General features: G+C 40.0%; 15 protein-coding genes. 8 read left to right on the forward strand and 7 right to left on the reverse strand.

Going from position 1 to position 19,062, the window contains the following annotated elements:
• Nucleotides 1–383 precede the first annotated feature (383 nt).
• Nucleotides 384–1,775: a sodium:proton antiporter NhaD gene (gene nhaD, locus SANK73390_RS08880; RefSeq protein ID WP_462765592.1), complete on the forward strand. Its 1,392-nt coding sequence runs from the start codon at nt 384–386 to the stop codon at nt 1,773–1,775.
• Here nhaD and SANK73390_RS08885 read toward each other — a convergent pair.
• Nucleotides 1,767–2,762, reverse strand: a complete 996-nt coding sequence (locus tag SANK73390_RS08885; protein WP_462765532.1) for an ATP-dependent 6-phosphofructokinase — start codon at nt 2,760–2,762, stop codon at nt 1,767–1,769. The two genes, nhaD and SANK73390_RS08885, sit on opposite strands and share 9 nt — an antisense overlap.
• Nucleotides 2,763–3,076: 314 nt before the next feature.
• Nucleotides 3,077–3,472, reverse strand: coding sequence for an MmcQ/YjbR family DNA-binding protein (locus SANK73390_RS08890; RefSeq protein WP_261594388.1), 396 nt, complete (start codon nt 3,470–3,472; stop codon nt 3,077–3,079).
• Nucleotides 3,473–4,024: 552 nt separating this feature from the next.
• Here SANK73390_RS08890 and SANK73390_RS08895 point away from each other — a divergent pair.
• Complete coding sequence (locus SANK73390_RS08895) at nt 4,025–4,219, forward strand: hypothetical protein (protein WP_261594387.1); 195 nt, start codon at nt 4,025–4,027, stop codon at nt 4,217–4,219.
• A 2-nt stretch (nt 4,220–4,221) separates the two neighbouring features.
• Here SANK73390_RS08895 and SANK73390_RS08900 read toward each other — a convergent pair whose 3' ends face one another.
• Nucleotides 4,222–6,441, reverse strand: coding sequence for a putative bifunctional diguanylate cyclase/phosphodiesterase (locus SANK73390_RS08900; protein ID WP_462765594.1), 2,220 nt, complete (start codon nt 6,439–6,441; stop codon nt 4,222–4,224).
• Between the two features lie 232 nt (nt 6,442–6,673).
• Entirely contained in the window at nt 6,674–9,346 is a 2,673-nt protein-coding gene (locus SANK73390_RS08905; protein WP_462765534.1) for an insulinase family protein, read from the reverse strand.
• A gap of 166 nt (nt 9,347–9,512) precedes the next feature.
• Between SANK73390_RS08905 and sixA the strand changes: the two genes are divergently transcribed.
• The 6 genes from sixA (at nt 9,513) to yegD (ending at nt 16,396) form a co-directional block, all read left to right on the forward strand.
• Nucleotides 9,513–9,980: a phosphohistidine phosphatase SixA gene (gene sixA / locus SANK73390_RS08910; RefSeq protein ID WP_462765536.1), complete on the forward strand. Its 468-nt coding sequence runs from the start codon at nt 9,513–9,515 to the stop codon at nt 9,978–9,980.
• 404 nt (nt 9,981–10,384) lie between these two features.
• Nucleotides 10,385–12,685: a TonB-dependent receptor gene (locus SANK73390_RS08915; RefSeq protein ID WP_462765538.1), complete on the forward strand. Its 2,301-nt coding sequence runs from the start codon at nt 10,385–10,387 to the stop codon at nt 12,683–12,685.
• A 121-nt stretch (nt 12,686–12,806) separates the two neighbouring features.
• Nucleotides 12,807–13,106, forward strand: coding sequence for a PepSY-like domain-containing protein (locus SANK73390_RS08920; RefSeq protein ID WP_261594382.1), 300 nt, complete (start codon nt 12,807–12,809; stop codon nt 13,104–13,106).
• Between the two features lie 22 nt (nt 13,107–13,128).
• Nucleotides 13,129–13,782 (forward strand): HAD family hydrolase, encoded by a 654-nt coding sequence (locus SANK73390_RS08925; RefSeq protein ID WP_462765540.1) that lies wholly within the window; start codon nt 13,129–13,131, stop codon nt 13,780–13,782.
• A gap of 328 nt (nt 13,783–14,110) precedes the next feature.
• Nucleotides 14,111–14,947, forward strand: coding sequence for a DNA ligase (locus tag SANK73390_RS08930; RefSeq protein WP_462765542.1), 837 nt, complete (start codon nt 14,111–14,113; stop codon nt 14,945–14,947).
• A gap of 81 nt (nt 14,948–15,028) precedes the next feature.
• Entirely contained in the window at nt 15,029–16,396 is a 1,368-nt protein-coding gene (yegD, locus tag SANK73390_RS08935; protein WP_462765544.1) for a molecular chaperone, read from the forward strand.
• 46 nt (nt 16,397–16,442) lie between these two features.
• On the opposite strand, the gene SANK73390_RS08940 is transcribed toward yegD, so the two are convergent.
• The 3 genes from SANK73390_RS08940 to SANK73390_RS08950 all read right to left on the reverse strand — a co-directional run bounded on the left by SANK73390_RS08940 (nt 16,443) and on the right by SANK73390_RS08950 (nt 19,062).
• Nucleotides 16,443–16,901, reverse strand: a complete 459-nt coding sequence (locus tag SANK73390_RS08940; RefSeq protein WP_462765546.1) for a methylglyoxal synthase — start codon at nt 16,899–16,901, stop codon at nt 16,443–16,445.
• 9 nt (nt 16,902–16,910) lie between these two features.
• Complete coding sequence (locus SANK73390_RS08945; RefSeq protein WP_462765548.1) at nt 16,911–17,540, reverse strand: LysE family translocator; 630 nt, start codon at nt 17,538–17,540, stop codon at nt 16,911–16,913.
• 334 nt (nt 17,541–17,874) lie between these two features.
• Nucleotides 17,875–19,062, reverse strand: a complete 1,188-nt coding sequence (locus SANK73390_RS08950; protein WP_462765550.1) for a multidrug effflux MFS transporter — start codon at nt 19,060–19,062, stop codon at nt 17,875–17,877.

Here is a 19,062-nt window from a genome sequence, read left to right on the forward strand (position 1 = left end):
CATTCCTATCCTCCTTGTTAGTCTAATACCAAAGCATAATTTATTTTTTGTTTTTTCGCGAGAGCATATTAAGCAGATGATGTTTTCTTGCTATTAAGCATCAAAACTGGTGTGGTTTTGTGGTGCAGGTTTTTCTGTATCTGAGTAATGCCAATTTTATTAAAACATTGATCATTCTAGCGGGCTAAATGACCCATTAACTGTGTTAAAAATTCCGATATATAGCATAACTACATACCGGAATCCTTGCTTGGTTACTAAGTCATTTTTCTATTGCAATATCTGGTCATTTATTTAATGCAATAGGTATAAACCCTTTGAATCAATAAAGTAACTAGTAAAGGAAAGTCATGGGTGCGTTGTGTGGTAAGTTTGGGTGGTTTATGTGCATGTCCGTTGGATTAATAGCCCCAGCATGGGCAAGTGGTGAGCCGTTAGACTTAACCTCATCGAAACTTGGCATAGTATGCATTGCTATTTTTGTTGTTGCTTATGCGTTAGTTATGCTTGAGGAAAAGTTGCATCTTCGAAAGTCTAAACCCGTGCTGGTGGCGGCTGGTTTAATTTGGATACTTATCAGTATTTATTATGTAAGTCATGATATTCCTCATGTAACTGAATATGCTTTTAGGCATAATTTACTTGAGTTTGCTGAACTAATGCTCTTTTTGCTAGTCGCGATGACCTATATTAATGCACTTGAAGAGCGCAAAGTATTTGATAGATTGCGGGCATGGTTGTTACAAAAAGGCTTTAGCTATTTAAGCCTATTTTGGATCAGCGGGTTCTTGGCCTTTTTTATTTCTCCAATTGCCGACAACTTAACGACGGCATTGTTAATGTGCGCGGTAATTATGAAGGTTGCCGAAGGCGATAAACGTTTTATTAATTTATGTTGCGTTAATATAGTGATCGCAGCCAATGCAGGTGGTGCATTCAGCCCTTTTGGTGATATTACGACTTTAATGGTTTGGCAGGCTGGACTAGTAAAGTTTAATGAGTTTCTTGCTTTGTTTGTTCCTTCACTTGTCAATTATATGGTGCCAGCGGTAGTAATGAGTTTATTTGTAGAGAAGAAAACCCCTTCCACAATGTATACGCCGGTTACGATGCAAAGAGGAGCAAGGCGCATTCTAGCGTTGTTTCTACTTACTGTTTTAACTGCAGTCTTGTGCCATAGCTTGTTACATATGCCTCCTGTTTTGGGGATGATGATGGGGCTTGGCTACCTTCAATTTTTCGGTTATTACTTAAGAGTTACTTTGAAAAGAAGGCAAACCAAAGCTCAGAGGCAAGGCGATCGTCAGCGAATCGACCTGCTAGGTAGTGTAGTACCATTTGATATTTTTCATAAAGTAGCTAGAGCAGAGTGGGATACATTATTGTTCTTTTACGGCATTGTAATGTGTGTTGGGGGGTTAGGGTTTTTAGGCTATTTAGGGTTGATGTCTGATGTGTTATATGGTCAGTGGAGTGCAACGACGGCGAACATATTTTTAGGCATTCTATCATCGGTCATTGATAATATTCCTGTTATGTTTGCGGTACTTTCAATGCAACCTGAGATGTCGCATGGGCAATGGTTATTGATTACTTTAACGGCTGGGGTTGGGGGGAGTTTGTTATCTATAGGCTCTGCTGCTGGTGTGGCGTTAATGGGACAGGCGAGGGGATATTATACTTTCTTTGGTCACTTAAAATGGGCTCCAGTTATTGCGTTAGGCTATTTCGCCAGTGTCCTAACGCATTTGTGGTTAAATTCAGCGTTATTTTAAGTAGTATGTTAACTGTTCTTGATGGGCATTCACCCAGCCTGTGCTTAGCGGTTTTGGTGTGTTTATCACATCATTAAGTGTTGTTTCTACTACTGTGCCTGAACATTTACCAATCATGATATTGTCTTTGCCATCGAGTATTGCGTCAACTGAAGCAAGGCCTAGCTCAGTTGCAAGGTTTCTATCTTCTGGAGTAGGGCTTCCGCCGCGCTGAATATGGCCAAGAATACACATTGCGCTATTTAACTGATCTTGCTTATTTAAACTTTCTTTTAGTGCCTGAGCGCCACCTGGCCATAAGTTTTCGGCAAGTATAATTAAAAAACTACCATGGGTGCTTGCCTGTTTCTCGATTGCTTTGAGTATTTCATTAACTTTTTTATTGGCTTGGTCTTTAGAGAAGTTTTCAAACGAAATAATGGCTTCTGCACCCGTAGCAATACCTACGTTAAAGGCTATATGACCACTGTGTCTGCCCATGACTTCAACAATAAACACACGTTCAAACGCATTGGCAGTATCACGAATTTTATCAATGGCATGGGTCGCAGTGGTAACTGCTGTTGAAAAACCGATGGTGTTATCTGTGCCGTTTAGATCATTATCTATGGTGCCAGGTAACCCTATCACTTGTCGTTCCCAGTGTTGCTTTATTGCTTGTAATCCTTTGAGCGACCCATCACCACCAATAACGATTAGGGCATCAATATCATGTTTTCGCAAAGTGTTACAGGCTTGCATAACCCCTTCATTTGATAACATGGAATGGCAACGAGCACTTTTTAAAATAGTGCCACCGTGCTGCAGTGCAGAATTAATATTTAAGTTCTGCATATCAACGTGTTGGTCGTCAATTAATCCATTATAACCGTGATAAAAGCCCACGCATTGCAGTTGATGATAACCACAGCTCAAAGTGATTGCTCTGAGTGCTGCATTCATGGCTGGTGAGTCACCACCACTGGTAAGTACTGCGATTTTTTTCATACATAGTTCCTCGTTTGAACGTACTATTTAACCTTAGCTCTGGATAAGCGGATTTGTTCAATAAAGCTATTACTGCACAAAGTGACTTGATATTGAACGAAATATTATCATTGGATGAGAAAAAATGTGCGTTATTACGTATTTACTATTTCAAAGCCCTTCTCCAAACCTGATGTTATTAGGTGAGAAATAGAATTATGAACAGCTTGTTTTATTTTAATACATTTTTATGATTATTAGCGAGGAGAGGTTAGAGAAAAGAATCAGATAAGTGGCCCTCGCTTTTATTGCGAGGGAAACCAAACTTTAGCAAATTAATTATTACCTGCTATTTTAGCAAGCTCTTCTTTTTGTGCTGTCGGTAGATTGTCAACAACGATATCATATGATTTATCGATCATATCTTTGATTTTATCTGCAGGCACAGAACCATCTAAAATAACTGTATTCCACAGCCGCTTGTTCATATGATAACCTGGCACAATAGCTGGAAACTCATCTCGAAGTAACAATGCCTCATCAGGGTCGCACTTTAAATTAAGCCACCAGACTAACTCACCGTTAGCATTTACTTGACCTTCTTTACCCTCAGAAAGGGTAGCAAACATCTTGTGTTGCACTTTGTACACATCGGTATCTTGTGCAAATGGCTGTGTAATAAACGTTGCAGGCTTGCTCTGCAAGTAGTCATGTACGCTTTTATGATCCATTGACCGTATCCTTGACGTAACTAAATAAGTTAAAACAACATGGCCTAATTTTAGCAGCAATTGCAAAAATACTGTAATGGCCGAGTTTTAAAACGGCCAGAAAGTCTAATTTAATTAACGCGTTCACTAAGATTTTTGTAAAAAATAGTTAATTCAACTTAGTTAACTTCAATTAGCTGGTGTAGAAACACTTCTTTGATGTGTTTAGTACCAACAGACTTTCATTAAATATGAGCAATGCATAATTTGTTACGAAAGTGCCTAACGCGAGCCTTAAAAATATTTAAGTAGCGCAACAAACATGCCACTGTAAAAAGCCATACCTCATAGTTTCAATTTACAAGACAGTTTAGTTGATTATTAAATAAATTATTTAATAATCAACTGTATATATAATAAATATGAGTTTTTTCGTTTATTACATACTGAATTGTGCTGCTATTAAATTAAATAATGCAATATTTTGCAACAATTAATGTTTAATTGTACAAAAACCATCCTGTTTGGTATGCTGCGCAACCTTTAAAAAGTTGCGTTAGGCTTGTTGAGTTTATGATATGGTTTTTGTTGTCTTTGTTAGGTGCTGTGGTTTTATATATTGAGGCGGTGCGTAAGGGTATGCCTATTAAACGATGGGTGTTTGCAGGTTTGATGTGTGGTCCTTGTGCTTGGTATCTACTCAGTGTTCATTATCGTAGGTTATGGCTTCGCAACCAAATTTCAGAGTATTGTATGTGGCGAGCTTAATTTTATTTAACGACTTTTAATTGCGGTGTTTGCTCGTTCTCTCGGTGTTTTTGTGCTTTTAAGAATGCTGTAAATTCGCTAGCACAAAGTGGCTTAGAATAAAAGTACCCTTGAATAGTTTGACAGTTGAGTTGCTCTAATGTTGTCAGTTGCTCTGCTTTTTCAACTCCTTCAGCGACTACATGAAGTTCTAGGTTATGTGCGATAGTAACAATAGAGTCAACCATGTTTCGTCCACGCTCAGTGGTCATATCATCCACAAATGCTTTATCTACTTTGAGCGTATTCAAAGGAAATTGTTTTAAATAGGCTAAAGATGAATAACCAGTACCAAAGTCATCAATAGCTAAATGTATCCCACGGGCACTTAATGAACGCATGATTGAAATTGCTTCTTGTGGGTCGTCCATAATTGTCCCTTCTGTGATCTCTAATTCAAGAAAGTAAGAAGGAAGTTGATTTTTTTGCAAGATAATATCTATTCGAGTTGTTAGATCTGGCAAACTAAACTGCTTAGCTGATAAGTTTACAGCCACACGACCATCGAAGAGGTCTTGATCTATCCAACGCTTTACATCTTTGCAAGCTTTATCTAGAACGACTTCTCCAATTTCGATTATTTGCCCAGTCTCCTCAGCAATAGGGATGAACACGCCAGGGCTAATGATGCCTTTTTTCGGGGTGATAAATCGCACTAATGCTTCCATACCAACCAGGCGACCTGTTTTGATGTCCATTTTAGGTTGGTAGTACACCACGAAATGGTCTTCTTTGAGTCCAAAGCGCATCAGGTTTTCTATTTGTAGCCTTTTTACTGCTTGCTCATTCATAGAGTCATTAAAGAATAAGTAATGGTTGCCTTTTTGCTTGGCATGATACATTGCTGTGTCTGCATTCTTTAATAAGATTTCGGGTGTTGAACCATCTTCAGGAAACAGCACAATGCCAACAGATGATGTAATGACTAGCTCATGATTTGCCATTTTAAATGGTGTCGCTATTGCAGCTAAGAATTGTTTAGCTGTGCGAGTAATTGTGTGAATATCGTTAGTACCTGCCATAACCAATGCAAACTCATCGCCGCCAAGGCGGTACAAGGTATCTTTTTGGCGAACAAGTTTATTTAGTCGCATTGCTAATTTGGCAAGCAAGCTGTCACCAAGTTGATGACCCAGTGAGTCATTTATTTTTTTAAAATTATCTAAGTCAAATACTAAAAGTGCATGGTGGGTATCTTGGCAGGCGAGCTTTTTTAAATTAGTGAAGAACAAGTTACGGTTTGGCAAACCTGTCGTTCGGTCTCTGTTTGATAGATTGTGTAATTGAGACTCGGCTTTTTTACGTTCAGTTAAGTCTGAATAAACGACCACATAGTTAGTGATTTGTCCGTGGCTATTTCTTATTTCATCGATTGTTACTTCAATAGGCAATAAAATGTCTTTGTGATTACGAAGTCGTAATTCCTCTTGCCAATGATCTGCTTCTTTAAGGTTGGTTTTTACTTGATTGATGTATCGCTCATCATAACCGGGCAGGCTAAATGCTTTACTAATATATTGGTTTCTGGTGCCACCAAATAGCCCTAAGTAGCTAGGGTTTAAATCAACAAGACGAAATCTATGATCATAAATAGCGATAGCATCAGTGAGCGATTCTACACACTTAGCAAATAAGTTTAGCCGTTCTTCAGTGCTTTTTAGGTGACTAATATCACGAACAGTTCCCGTCATCCTTAGAGGGTTGAGGTTTTCATCCTTTTCAATAATCTTACCTTTATCCAATACCCAGTGGTATTGATCTAAATTGTCTTTGAGTCGATAACTGGCTTCAAAAAATGCAGTTTTTTCAGAGAAGTGCTGTTTTAATAACTTATCGACAAGCGCGAGATCTTGTGGATGAATCCGATCTGCATTTGGAATGAAATGTCCAGCTTCGCTTTTGTGCATCATATATTTGTCATTGATGCGCACGACCGCCCCTGTTGCAATATTCCAATCCCACAGGGTGTCACCACTGCCCTCAACGGTGCTTTTCAATCTTTGCTCTGAATGTTGTAAAGTTGTTTGAGCACGCCTGAGTTTATTATTGCTGTATAGTAAATAAAAGATTGACAGGAAAAATGTCAAACAAATACCCGCCCAGAAAGGATCTAGGTGATTTAGCTGTTGACTTAGGGTAAGTGCTACGAGAGGGGCGCTAAGCACTGAGTTCAACAGCATCATGAAGAGTATAGGTTTAATTATTTGTTTTATTATCATAGATGCATAACTATTTATCGCACGCTCTAATCTAAAGGAAGCGAGAGAGTGAGTCAAAGATAATTATGCACTTTGTTACTTTTTTAGGTCCCAAGTCATGTTGAGCTGTCTTTTTTGCAATAGTCTAATTGCTTATTTACGGACTTTAAACGTATAAAACTGTAGTAAACAGCGTTTAAAATGATAACCACTCATGTTAATTGCACCGCAGTGCTATTTTTGGATGAGATGATGAAAATACCATTTTTATGAAGCTAATGAGCTGTTCTTTGTCTAGCGTGTCAATTTGTTTGACTAATCTTTTTTGCATATTGAATTGATGATCATCATTAGTAATTGCAATCCAAAACCTTTGCGCCCTTAGTCGAAGATTTTTGTCTTTTTCTGCAACTTGTAAGCGTAATGCTTGAGAGGCATCTTGCCATATTGCATCGTCAAACAAGTCTAGTTGTTCAATAAATTGAGAGACAAATTGGTCATGCTTTGTAAGTAGCTGTTGGGCGTTAATGTTGGGAGATTGAATATAAAACGCAATGCCAGCACGAGTATTAAAAGGGGCATATCCTGCGCCAACCAAATAACCCAGCTGCTGCTGCGTTCTTAAGGATTCAAAGTACTGCTGGCTAATGAGTTGATTGAGCATCATTAATGCAACCTTTTCAAATACCTTGTCGGTTTGCGCTTGAATATAGTAAACCAGTGCATGTTCACAACCCGGCTTTTCAATATGTTGATGCTGGTAGCTGTCTAACACGATAAGAGGACGTTTTAAGTCTTCTAATATCTCACTTTTTGAAAAGAGTGCTCGTAATTGCTTTTGCATGTCTAGAGCGTGCTGTTGCTGCCAGTTACCATGCAAGAAAGCCTTGATATAGACAGAGTCAAAAAACTGATTTCGAAATTGACAAAACTCATTAAAGCTAATGTTTTTAAGCGCTTTTGCTAATGCTAAAGGTTCAGGGTTCCAAGGCATGAGCTTTGCGCCTAGTACACTAAACAGCTCACTCACAGGTTTGTTGTGATTATGATTTTTCCAGTGCCGAATTAATTGTTTTTTATATTCTGCAAAACGTGGTGCGCTGATCACAGCATGCAACATATGTTCAAGCAATTGCAAGGCTAAAGTAATCTGATTGCCTGACAAGCCCGCGGTGTGCAAAGTCAGACCCCCCTGATGAGAATTAATATGATAGTTTAAACCAGCAAGCTCAGCGGGGTAATATTGCTCAGCCATACTATCCATCAATAAATCAGCAAATAAGCGTGTTAGTGCCATATGCTTTGTGTTTTTTATACCCAGTAAAGAGTCAATTTCGATATAAAAGTGGCCCTTTGTGACGCGAAAAGTAGCATCTTGTTTAAACCAAAATGCAAAGCCCGGTTTATCTTTGAGTAAAGTAGGAGTGTGACTTTTTTGCGTAACGTCATATAATTCGTTTTCAACTTGCAGGTATGGGTTTACCTTAGGTAGTTGCATTTCAGGAAGTGGAGTATCAATGTTCGCTAACGCACTGAGCCACTCTGTACTGAGTTGCTCTACTTGGTATGGCGTATGATACCATTGTGCTTTCAACTGTGCGCTTACATCTGGGTGAATTAATACAACACGCATGTTATCTGGAATTAAGAAGTTGCATATGCGAGTATGCAGTTGCTCGTTAAAGCCTTGCATAATGTAATCACCATACAGGTAATCATCGGGTTCATAGTGGTGCATGTTTACGCTAATATTACTTACCCACTCAAGTAAACGGCTTGGTTCTTGGTTATTAAAAGCAATATCTAATAAGGTTTTTTTGTCTTTATATAGCAGCGGTAGCGATGATGTTTTAATTTTGATTAAAGCGATATATTCGAACACCATTTCTATGATGTCTTCGTAATAATCAATCCCTTCATCGGTAAGCGCAAAACTTATGTTAAAGTCTTTAAAGTTACTACCACTGACGCCACCACCTGCAGAAAGCGCATTTATCCAGCCTTGCTGTTTTAAGATAGAGTACAGGGATCCTTCACCTTCATAGCCAAGTAGGTGTGCTAAAAAGCTAACGCTTTTGTGTTTATATAAATCGTCAATGCCACCCATTGCAAAGCTGACAATAAGCTTTTGCATATGCTTACGTGGCGCTATATGTAACAACAGCCTCTGGTCTTGCTTACGATAAAGGGGAGTATTGATTTTACACTTTTGTTGACTAGTCCCTTTTATAGGATTGAATTGCTGTCGAATTTGAGCTTCGAGTTCAACAAGAGAGTGGGGACCCGCTACAACCAAAGTCATCCACTGAGCTTGATAGTGTTGTTGGAAAAACTCACGAACTTCATCAGCAATACATGCATCTCGATTACTTAATGTCTCACTGTTGCCAACAGAAAATTTTGCAAAAGGGTGTAAGGGGTTAACAGTTTCCTTATGTACTTGATAAATTCGCCTACCGTCATCTTTTATTTTCATTTTAAATTCAGCATCGATAGCATTTCGTTCGTTTTGAGTTTGTGAGGCATCTAATAATGGCGCCACAAAAAATTCTGCAAAAAGTGCCAAGGCATCAAAAAACTGTTGTTGTGCACAGTCAAAAAAGTAACAGCTATGCTCAGTACCTGTCCATGCATTACTTTGCCCACCTGCTTGGCTGATAAATTGTGAAAACAGTCCAGGTTGAGGGTGTTGCTTAGTACCCAAAAATAACATATGTTCTAAGAAGTGAGCCATTCCTTGACGGTCTATCGGATCATCAAAGTGGCCTGCATTGACGGTGAGCGCCGCGGCAGACTTATCACTGGAGTAATCACTCACTAAGAGGGCTTTTAGACCATTGTCGAGTGTGAGCTGGTGATAGGTGCGATTATCATTATTACTAACTTTCAAATTGTTGCCGCCGATATAGAAAATGTAAGCAAAGCATCCATAAATGTTCTATGAATAACGTACACTTTGCTTTAGGTTTAAGGGTCGTTTGTTTTAATATAGCGAACAAACGCAGTAATTAGCTACTGGTTATCTGGCAAATTTAACAAGAACATTCGAGAGTGTAATGAAAACTATCCTAATTATGCGCCATGGTGAAGCTGAACCGATTAATGCAAATGATGAATCTCGCCCACTTACAGAGCGAGGAGTTAATCAAGCAAAGGAAATGGCGTGGTGGTTAAAAGGGCATTATAAACCTCAAGCTTTATTGGTTAGCCCATATATAAGAGCACAGCAAACTGCTCAGCAAGTACTGGCAATTAATGATGTAACCTATGTAGAAATATGCAAGGATGTAATCCCAACGGGCAGTGCTGCGTTTGCGATTGATTATCTTGAGACGTTGATAAGCTTAAATGCTGAGCTGAACATATGGCTGATAGTCGCACATATGCCTATTGTGAGTTATTTAGTGGAACAGTTATGTCCACAGCAATTACCTATTTTTAATACAGCTGCGGTTGCGGTAATTGAGTATGATGAAGTTGCTCAAAAAGGTGTATTCAAAAGTATGAACTCGCCCTCTCTATAGTGAGAATGATATTTAATTTACGTAGTTTTTACCTTGGACCTAAAATATTAACGAGTATGGCACTTCTAAAATGAACCAAAAACCAGCGGTGCACTTTTGGGGTTTTTGAGGAAGGACATATGTCCTCTTTGTTTTGGTTTTTTGTTGCTAAAAGCTGTGAACGTCGGGGTAATTGTTGCTAAAAATTAAAAAAACTCTGTTTTTTATTGTTGGCTTAGCAGTAATATTTTATTTTGCTGCTATAATGTTTGCGTCACGTTCAGCCTTACAAACTCGCTTTGCACTCTCGATTGTAAGGTCCGCGTAAATATAAACGCGAAAAATTGAACGTACCACGCCAAGTGATACGGCGACCATACATACCGTTGAACAAAAAGAGTGCACATAAAAGGTTAAGCCCCAACATGAATGCAATGAAAAGATCTACGTTAGCGACTTTAATTAATGCAGCGTTGTTCTCTACTGTAGCAGGTACTTCATTTTCTACTCTCGCTGCTGAACAAACCCCTGATGCAAAAAGCAACCAGCTTGAGGTTATCCAGATCACAGCACGTAAGCGTGTTGAGAACGCACAGGAAGTGCCTGTTAGTGTATCTGCACTGCAAGGAGACAACTTAGACGCGTATAGCTCTGCAGGTATGGATATTCGTTTTATGAATGCGAAAATTCCTAGTCTATCTGTAGAGTCTTCTTTTGGCCGTACATTTCCGCGTTTTTATGTTCGTGGCCTAGGTAATACCGATTTTGACTTAAATGCATCGCAGCCAGTCTCTTTAGTGGTTGATGAAGTAGTGCAAGAGAACCCAATCCTTAAAGGTTTCCCTGTATTTGACGTTGCACGTGTTGAAGTACTTCGTGGTCCGCAAGGCACATTGTTTGGTCGTAATACACCTGCAGGTCTTGTCAAGTTTGACTCAGTCAAGCCAAGTCAGTCTTTTGATGCATACGGTGCGGTATCATATGGCAGTAAAGGTTCGGTTGATTTTGAAGGTGCGGTGGGTGCAGGATTAACTGAGCGTCTTTCAGCACGCGTTTCACTACTTTGGCAAGACAAAGAAGATTATATTGATATAAAAGCACCTGGTTTTGAAAAAGCAGACTCATTAGGTGGTTATAACGAAAAAGCGGCACGCGTGCAGTTTTTGTATGAAGGTGACGATTTCACTGGTTTATTAAACTACCATGTACGAGATTTAGATGGTCGCCCAATTGCATTTCGTGCCAACTTAATCGAAAAAGGCACCAATAATATTAACCCTATTTATGATAATGATGTTGTTTATCATGATGCTGCGTCACGTTCAACACAACAAGTTGACTCACAAGGTTTAAACCTTAAGCTTGAGTGGGACTTAGCACAACACACTATTACTTCAATTACGGCTTGGGAAAGTGCAGAAATTTATTCTCGCGCAGATGTTGATGGTGGTTATGGTGCGGCATTTATCGGTTTTCAAGGTCCGGGTATAATTCCATTTCCATCAGAAACTGCTGATGCAATTCCTGATCACGACCAGTATACACAAGAGCTTCGCCTTTCAAGTAATTTCTCTGGTGACATCAACTATCAAGTTGGGGTGTTCTTATTTGAAGAAGACTTAACAATCGAGAGCATTTCTTACGACACATTAAGTTATGATGCAGCAGCAAGCAACTTTGGCCTACAAAACGGTTATGCTGTTCAAAATCAAGATACATCAGCATGGGCTGTATTTGGTTCAGTGGATTACACTGTAACTGACAAGCTAAAAATTACCGCGGGTCTTCGTTACTCAGATGATGATAAAGAGTTTTATGCTAAACGTACGAAGAGCCCTACAGGTGCTGCAGATTTATTAGAAGGTCGTGCAAATCCTAGTGATAGCCATGTTAGTTGGGATCTAAGTGCTGCATATAAGTATAGTGATGACATTAACTTGTTTGCTCGAGTTGCAAATGGTTTCCGCGCTCCAAGTGTTCAGGGTCGCATTCTGTTTGGAGATGCGGTAACAGTTGCTAACTCTGAAACTATTAATTCAATAGAAGCGGGTATTAAATCAGACGTTTTAGATGGTCAAGGTCGTGTTAATGCGACGGTATTTTACTTCCAAATGGATGACCAGCAGTTAACAGCTGTAGGTGGTGGTGCAAACTTCAACCGTCTAATCAATGCAAACAAAACCACAGGATATGGTTTCGAGTTAGATACCGAATGGGTATTAACCGATGAACTAAATGCGACATTTAACTTAAGTTACAATAAAACTGAGTTAGACGATAATGACTTAGCGGTAGCTGTGTGTGGTCAGTGTACAGTGACAGACCCAACCTATGAAATTCAGGGGTCATTTGGCCCTGAAACTAGAGCTATTTTAGATGGCAACAGCTTGCCACATGCGCCAGAGTGGATTGCAAATGCAACACTTCGTTATACTAAAGAGCTAGAAGGAGGAGACTTCTTCATATACGGCGACATGTCATATCGTAGCGAAATTGATTTCTTTTTATATAAATCGATTGAGTTTGAAGGGGAAGCCTTGTTCGAAACGGGTATCCGCACTGGCTATATGTGGGCATCAGGTGATAACGAGTACGAAGTATCGGCATTTGTTCGTAATCTATTTGATGAACAAGTGGTTATTGGTGGTGTAGACTTCAACAACAATACAGGCATGTTAAATGAAGAGCGCTATGTAGGTGCTGAGTTTAAGGTTCGTTTCTTTTAAACTGAACGCCTTGTATTATGATGAATAAACCCGCTTTTGAGCGGGTTTATTATTGTCTGTAATGAAAAGCTCAACCAGAGCTGGTACAGTCACTTACAACACAGAAATAAAGAGAAAGAAGATGTCTGGATTTTGGAATTACCGTATCATTTTTTGTGAAGCTACCAAAGATGAAGCGGAGCTTTATCAAATACATGAAGTTGAATACAACCTCAATGGTAAGGTGACGAACTGGTCAGAAACGGGCGCAGCTCCGTTTGGTCGTACAATTGCTGAATTACAAGCCGATGCTGAGAGGTTAAAATCAGCGTTTGATAAACCCATACTCAAAGTTGAGAGAAAGGCTCGCGGCTATGAGTTAGTCGAAGTTGAAAGTGGGCTTGAAGCAAGCGCTGAGCCACCCGCTGGTTTAGCCAAGTAAATTAACTTTCAAGGAGTGCATTATGAGTTTACAGGCCATTTTATTTGATTTTGATGGAACCCTAGTGGATTCTGAAGTACTCCATTACCAAAGTTGGATGCAAGTTTTGGCACCTTGGAATATTCATTATGATGAGCTGTCATTTTGTGATGAATTTAGTGGCGTGCCGAGCTTACAAGCGGCTGATATTCTCAACCAACGGCATGGTTTAAATCGACAACCTGAAGCACTCACTGAGCAGAAAAACCGCTTATTTGTTGATGTAGCGGCCACGCTATCACCAAAGTTGATGCCTTTTGCTAAAGAGATACTAGCCCAAGCGAGTAAACAGTTTACCCTAGCACTTGTTACGGGCAGTACGCGTGCAGAGGCGCTTCCTGTGCTTGCGCACTACCAGTTAGATAAATTATTTCAATATATCGTGTGTAAAGACGATGTGGCAAATGCAAAGCCCCACCCAGAGCCATATAGCAAAGCGTTGACGCATTTATCATTGACAGCAAGTCAAGCACTCGCCATCGAAGATACGCAGACAGGCCTAGCATCAGCCACTTCTGCTGGATTAAAAACGATTGTGGTGCCCAATCATCACTCAAAGCAACAAGACTTCTCTAAAGCAACCTATCAAGTACAAAATTTACAAGCTGCTTGGCAGCAAATACAACAATTGATATAACCAGCAGGCAATTTCAATACAATGCTACCCAGTATGCTTAACAACAAGATATCGGGATATGCAAATTTGCCCGTTCAAGCTTTACTTTAACTTGCAATAGCCTGTTATTTCTATAAAAGCATCAAAAGATTGAATGAAATATCATCATTGGATTATTCCACGTGAGTCATTTAGCTCAGTTAGACTGATCAATATTTTAATCAAATTGGTATTAAATAATCAATATTCGCAAAAATTTCGCTGTCCAATAGCAACCTGTGTTATGACTACCCATAAATGAATATTTGTTCTAACTTTAATAGCTCTATTAAGTGCAAGGAGCTTTAAAATGAAAGTATGGATACTATTGTTGTTGGGTTTTATTAACTATGCAGCTGCCTCGGTGGCTAAGATCCCCCAAAAAGTTGAATTAGCAAATCAATACCACAAAGATATTAACCTGACAGACTACTTAGTGAGTGAAAAGTTCGATGGTGTTAGGGCAATTTGGAACGGCCATAATCTAATTACTAAAAGTGGGCTGATTATTTCAGCGCCAGCGTGGTTCACTGAGCCGCTTGATAATGAGGTGTTAGAGGGCGAATTGTGGTCTGGCTACAAGCAATTTGCGTTTGTTAGTGCATTAGCACGTAGTAAGAGACAACGAGATGCGGATTGGCAACAAGTGCGCTACCTCGTATTTGATGCGCCAGATCCTGCTTTACCATTTAGTGCAAGGTATCAGCATTACCAAGCAAAAATAAACCGTATGAAAACCACGCATATTCATGCCGTGGAGCAACTGCATTTTGAACATCAACAACAACTTGAGCAATACTATCAGATGGTTTTAATGCGCGGTGGAGAAGGTTTAATACTTCACCAAAAGCATGCATTACACCAAGCCGGTCGTTCTGACCGAATACTAAAGTACAAACCATATCAAGACGCTGAAGCAATTGTGATTGGTTATACCGAAGGTAAAGGTAAATATAAAGGGATGATAGGCGCGCTAAAGGTAAAAAGTGAGCAAGGGCTTGAGTTCAAAATTGGCACCGGCATTAGCGATCAACTCCGTCAGCAACCACCAAAAATTGGTTCGCAAATCACATATCGCTATCAAGGTTTGACTAAATACGGTAAACCACGGTTTGCACGCTTTCTAAGAGTGAGGCCAAAGCTATAATTACGGCTCAGTATATCGGTTGAGGTTTTAGTGGGAGTTATGATAATCTGCGCGGCCTTTTTCTGTTGTTAGGTATGTTAGATGATTGTTGGTTTTGACTATGGAAGTTCAAATTGTGCAATAGGCACGATGGCAGATGATAGACAAGTTAGGTTGTTGGAACTTGAAGCAGGTCGCTGTTATTTACCCTCAACATTATATGCCCAACATAACACTTTGATTGTTGACTTTGTGGCTAAACAATTGGCTAACACTGAATATGGCAACGATTATCGTCAATCACGTTTAGCATTGCTAAATGGTATTGGTGCAATACGTCAAGACTTAGATTTAGCAACTGGTGATACCGGTATACACATAGGCCAAGCTGCGATAGATGAATATATTGACTTTCCCGAAGAGGGTTATTTTGTAAAGTCCCCAAAATCATTCTTTGGAGCCGTAGGTTTAAAACCACAGCAAATTTCTTTTTTTGAAGATATTGCTACAGCCATGATCATGCAAATCAAGCACCGAGCTGAGCAGCAATTAGCGCAAACCATTACACACACAGTCATTGGTCGACCAGTTAACTTTCAAGCGGTTGGTGGAGAGCAAAGCAACCAACAGGCAGTAGATATTTTAACTGTGGCGGCTAAACGAGCTGGGTTTAAAGAAGTTGAATTTTTGTATGAACCGTTAGCTGCAGGTATTGATTATGAGTCAAGGCTAAACCAAGACCAAAAAGTGCTGGTGGTTGATATTGGCGGAGGGACGAGTGACTGCTCGTTTGTGCAAATGGGGCCAAGTTACCGTGGGCGCAGTGAACGTCAGCAAGACTTTTTGTCTCATACGGGTAAACGCCTTGGAGGAAATGACTTAGATATTGCCACTGCGTATCGCAGCTTTATGCCGTTGTGTGGGCTTGACTCTACTTTAAAGTCAGGCTTACCGATGCCTAACCAGTTATATTGGCAGGCGTGTAAAATCAATGATCTTCATTTGCAAACCGAGTTTTATGCTCAAGCTAGCAGTCGGCATTTGCAAGCAATGCTTAAAGATGTGAGTGAGCCTGAAAAATTAGCTCGATTATTAACAATTCAACAAAATAAGCTGGGGCACCAAGTAGTGCGCCAAGGTGAGCTGAGTAAAATTGCTTTATCGAGTGATGCGCATTATGTAGCCCAACTCGGTTGCATTGATGATGATTTGACGAAGTTAGTCACGCAGACACAGCTACAAGATGCGATTGCGGATAGTTTGCAGCAAATTTGTATATTAGCGCAAGATGCCATCACCAGTGCACAGACACAACCAGATGTTATTTATTTAACAGGAGGCAGTGCCCAATCCCCACTTATTAAAGCGGCTTTACAACAGAGCCTTGGAGACATTCCAATGCTCAATGGTGATAATTTTGGCAGTGTTACTGCGGGATTAACCAAGTGGGCCACGCAAATTTTCAAGTAACTCAATACATGTTTAGGTAGTGCTGAGCTACCCAAACAAACTCTTGCTAGTCTAAACGTGTCGCTAAGTAGCTCTGGTAGTCAGGTAAGTTGCGAGATACTTCCTGATCCATGACTTGTGAGCTTATTAATATGTCTGCGGTGACTTCATTACAAGCGACTGGAATGTTCCACACCGCCGCTAAACGAAGTAATGCTTTAACATCAGGATCATGAGGCTGCGAAGCGAGTGGGTCCCAAAAAAATATCAACATATGAATTTGGTGCTCAGCAATTTTGGCACCAATTTGTTGATCTCCCCCCATTGGACCGCTTAGTAGCTTTTCTACGCATAGCCCAGTGTTTTTTTCGATTACGTGGCCTGTTGTGCCAGTGGCATATAAGTTATGAGTATGTAAAATACTCTTATGAGTAAAACACCAGTTTTTTAACGCCGTTTTTTTTCCATCATGGGCTACTAATGCAATATTTTTTTGCTTTGGAAGTGTCTGTATTATTGTTTGCATTTTTGAATCTCACAATATCAAGTTTATTGCCAAAGCAATAAAAATTAACCCCGATGCTCTATCTATCCATAAAGGGGCGCTGGGGTGGCGACGGAAATACCCTGCAATCTTGTCACCACCATAGATGTATAGGCAGTCTATTGGAAATGCTAAAATTGGGTATAAAAGGCCAAAGATAGCTAATTGCCCCGTTGCGGATGAAAGGCTCGGGTCAACAAATTGCGGAATAAAAGCAATAAAAAAGAGTGCAACTTTGGGGTTGAGCACTTCAGTCATCATTGCTTGAAAAAAAACGTTACCGGGTTTTTTGGTACTTACATGAGGCTTTTCTTCACATGAAAGTGGTTGGTTAAATGTTACTTTTAGTGTTTTTAACCCTAAAAATGCAAGGTAGGCAGCACCTAAATATAACACTGAGTTAAAGGCCGTTTCGGAGGCTTTTAATATTGCAGATAAACCGACAACGGCAAATAGGGTATGAATAATGCCGCCTACAGCAAACCCTAGTGCACTTTTCATACCCGCAGCTCTGCCATGCGTAAAAGTTTGTGCCATTAAGAATGCATTTGAAGGGCCAGGTGCGACAGCGATAATGGTACAGGCAACTAAAAATGACACTAAGGATTCTGGGTTGAGCATGATTATATGGTTCTAAATTCAATAGTGTGAATAGTTTATGCTGTTTTACAATGAAAATATACGTTCTATCAGCGAGACAAAAAAAAGCGGGCTAAGTAGCCCGCTTAAATATTAGGTTGGGTTTTTAGAACACAACAGTTTGAGTGTCAGAACATACAGTTGTACTGCCTTGCTCACAAACTTGGTAAATGTAGCTGCCGCCGCCTTTGCCACTGATGCCGTCCGTATAGCTATTATCGTTGCTAGTTGTGACAATATTGCTACCGTTGCGATAAATATCTATTTGGCTTGTACTTGCCAGTTTAGGTCAACGTATTTAAGAGCATAATGTGGTTTAGGCCACATTATGGAAGAACTCTTTATGTTTACTTAATAGTAAAACCAGAAAGGGTAAGGCAAATAATAGGTGGAACCCCAATTGATAGGGGGCTGGTAAATGTAGTTGCTGGGTTAATAAGGCTAAAGCACCTGCTCCGCTCATTTGCATGACGCCAATGAGTGCCGATGCGGTGCCCGCTTGTTTCGCGAAGCCAGATAATGCTTTACCTGCGGCAGCACCTAATGAAAAAGCAAAGCCTATTGATGCAATATACATCGGTATCATATAGGCGGCAGGGTGTGAATAGCGAGTTGCCAATAACATAGTGAAGCCGCCAATACAAAATAGCGTTAAGCCAACGATAAGTGAGTTACGACTGTGACGTTTAATAAAAATGGGGGCGCTAAAGCTGGCAATAATACTTAATGCAGCATTGCCAGTGAACCAGCTGGTAAAGTTTGTTACAGAGCCACCTAGGTGATTCATGATCCATCCCGGTGCAGTTGTCACAAATACCAACATAGCGGCCATACCAAACATGGTGATCGAGCCATTGAACATGAATTCAGCATTTTTTAGCATAGGGTTAAAGCGGCGCAAGTCTAGAATATGACCTTGATAAAAACTCTCTTTAGGTTTAGTTTCTCGATACAACCACAAAACAAGTAATAACCCCAATATTGAGAACCCAGCAAGGAACTCAAAATTGCTTCGCCAACCAAATTTTAGCGTTAACCAAGCGCCTAAGAGTGGTGCCAGTGCGGGAATAAAACACACAATACCGTTTAAGTAGGTGAGCATTTGGCCGCTGCCTTTATGTCCAAAGCTATCTCTGACAATTGCAAATGCAGCGACAAAAGTGGCGCAAGCGCCAAACCCTTGTAGTGAGCGCGCTATCATCATCCAGCGCCAACTTTCAACTGTTGAAGCCATAATAGCCCCGATAAAAAACAGGGTAATACCAGCTGTTGCGATGGGTTTTCTTCCATACTTATCAGAAAGAGGCCCTGCTATAAGTTGTCCTAACCCGACAGTTAGCATGTAAATACTAATGGTTTGTTGAACTTTTGATTCTGATACATTTAAGCCTTGCTGCATTGCCTGAAAAGCAGGCAGGTAAAGATCGATGCCTAACGGGCAAAAGATCACTAAAAGAGCAAGAATAAAGATAAGGGATTTGCTGGTTACTTGGGTATGCGGCAT

It is taken from the genome of Pseudoalteromonas sp. SANK 73390, from assembly GCF_054966645.1.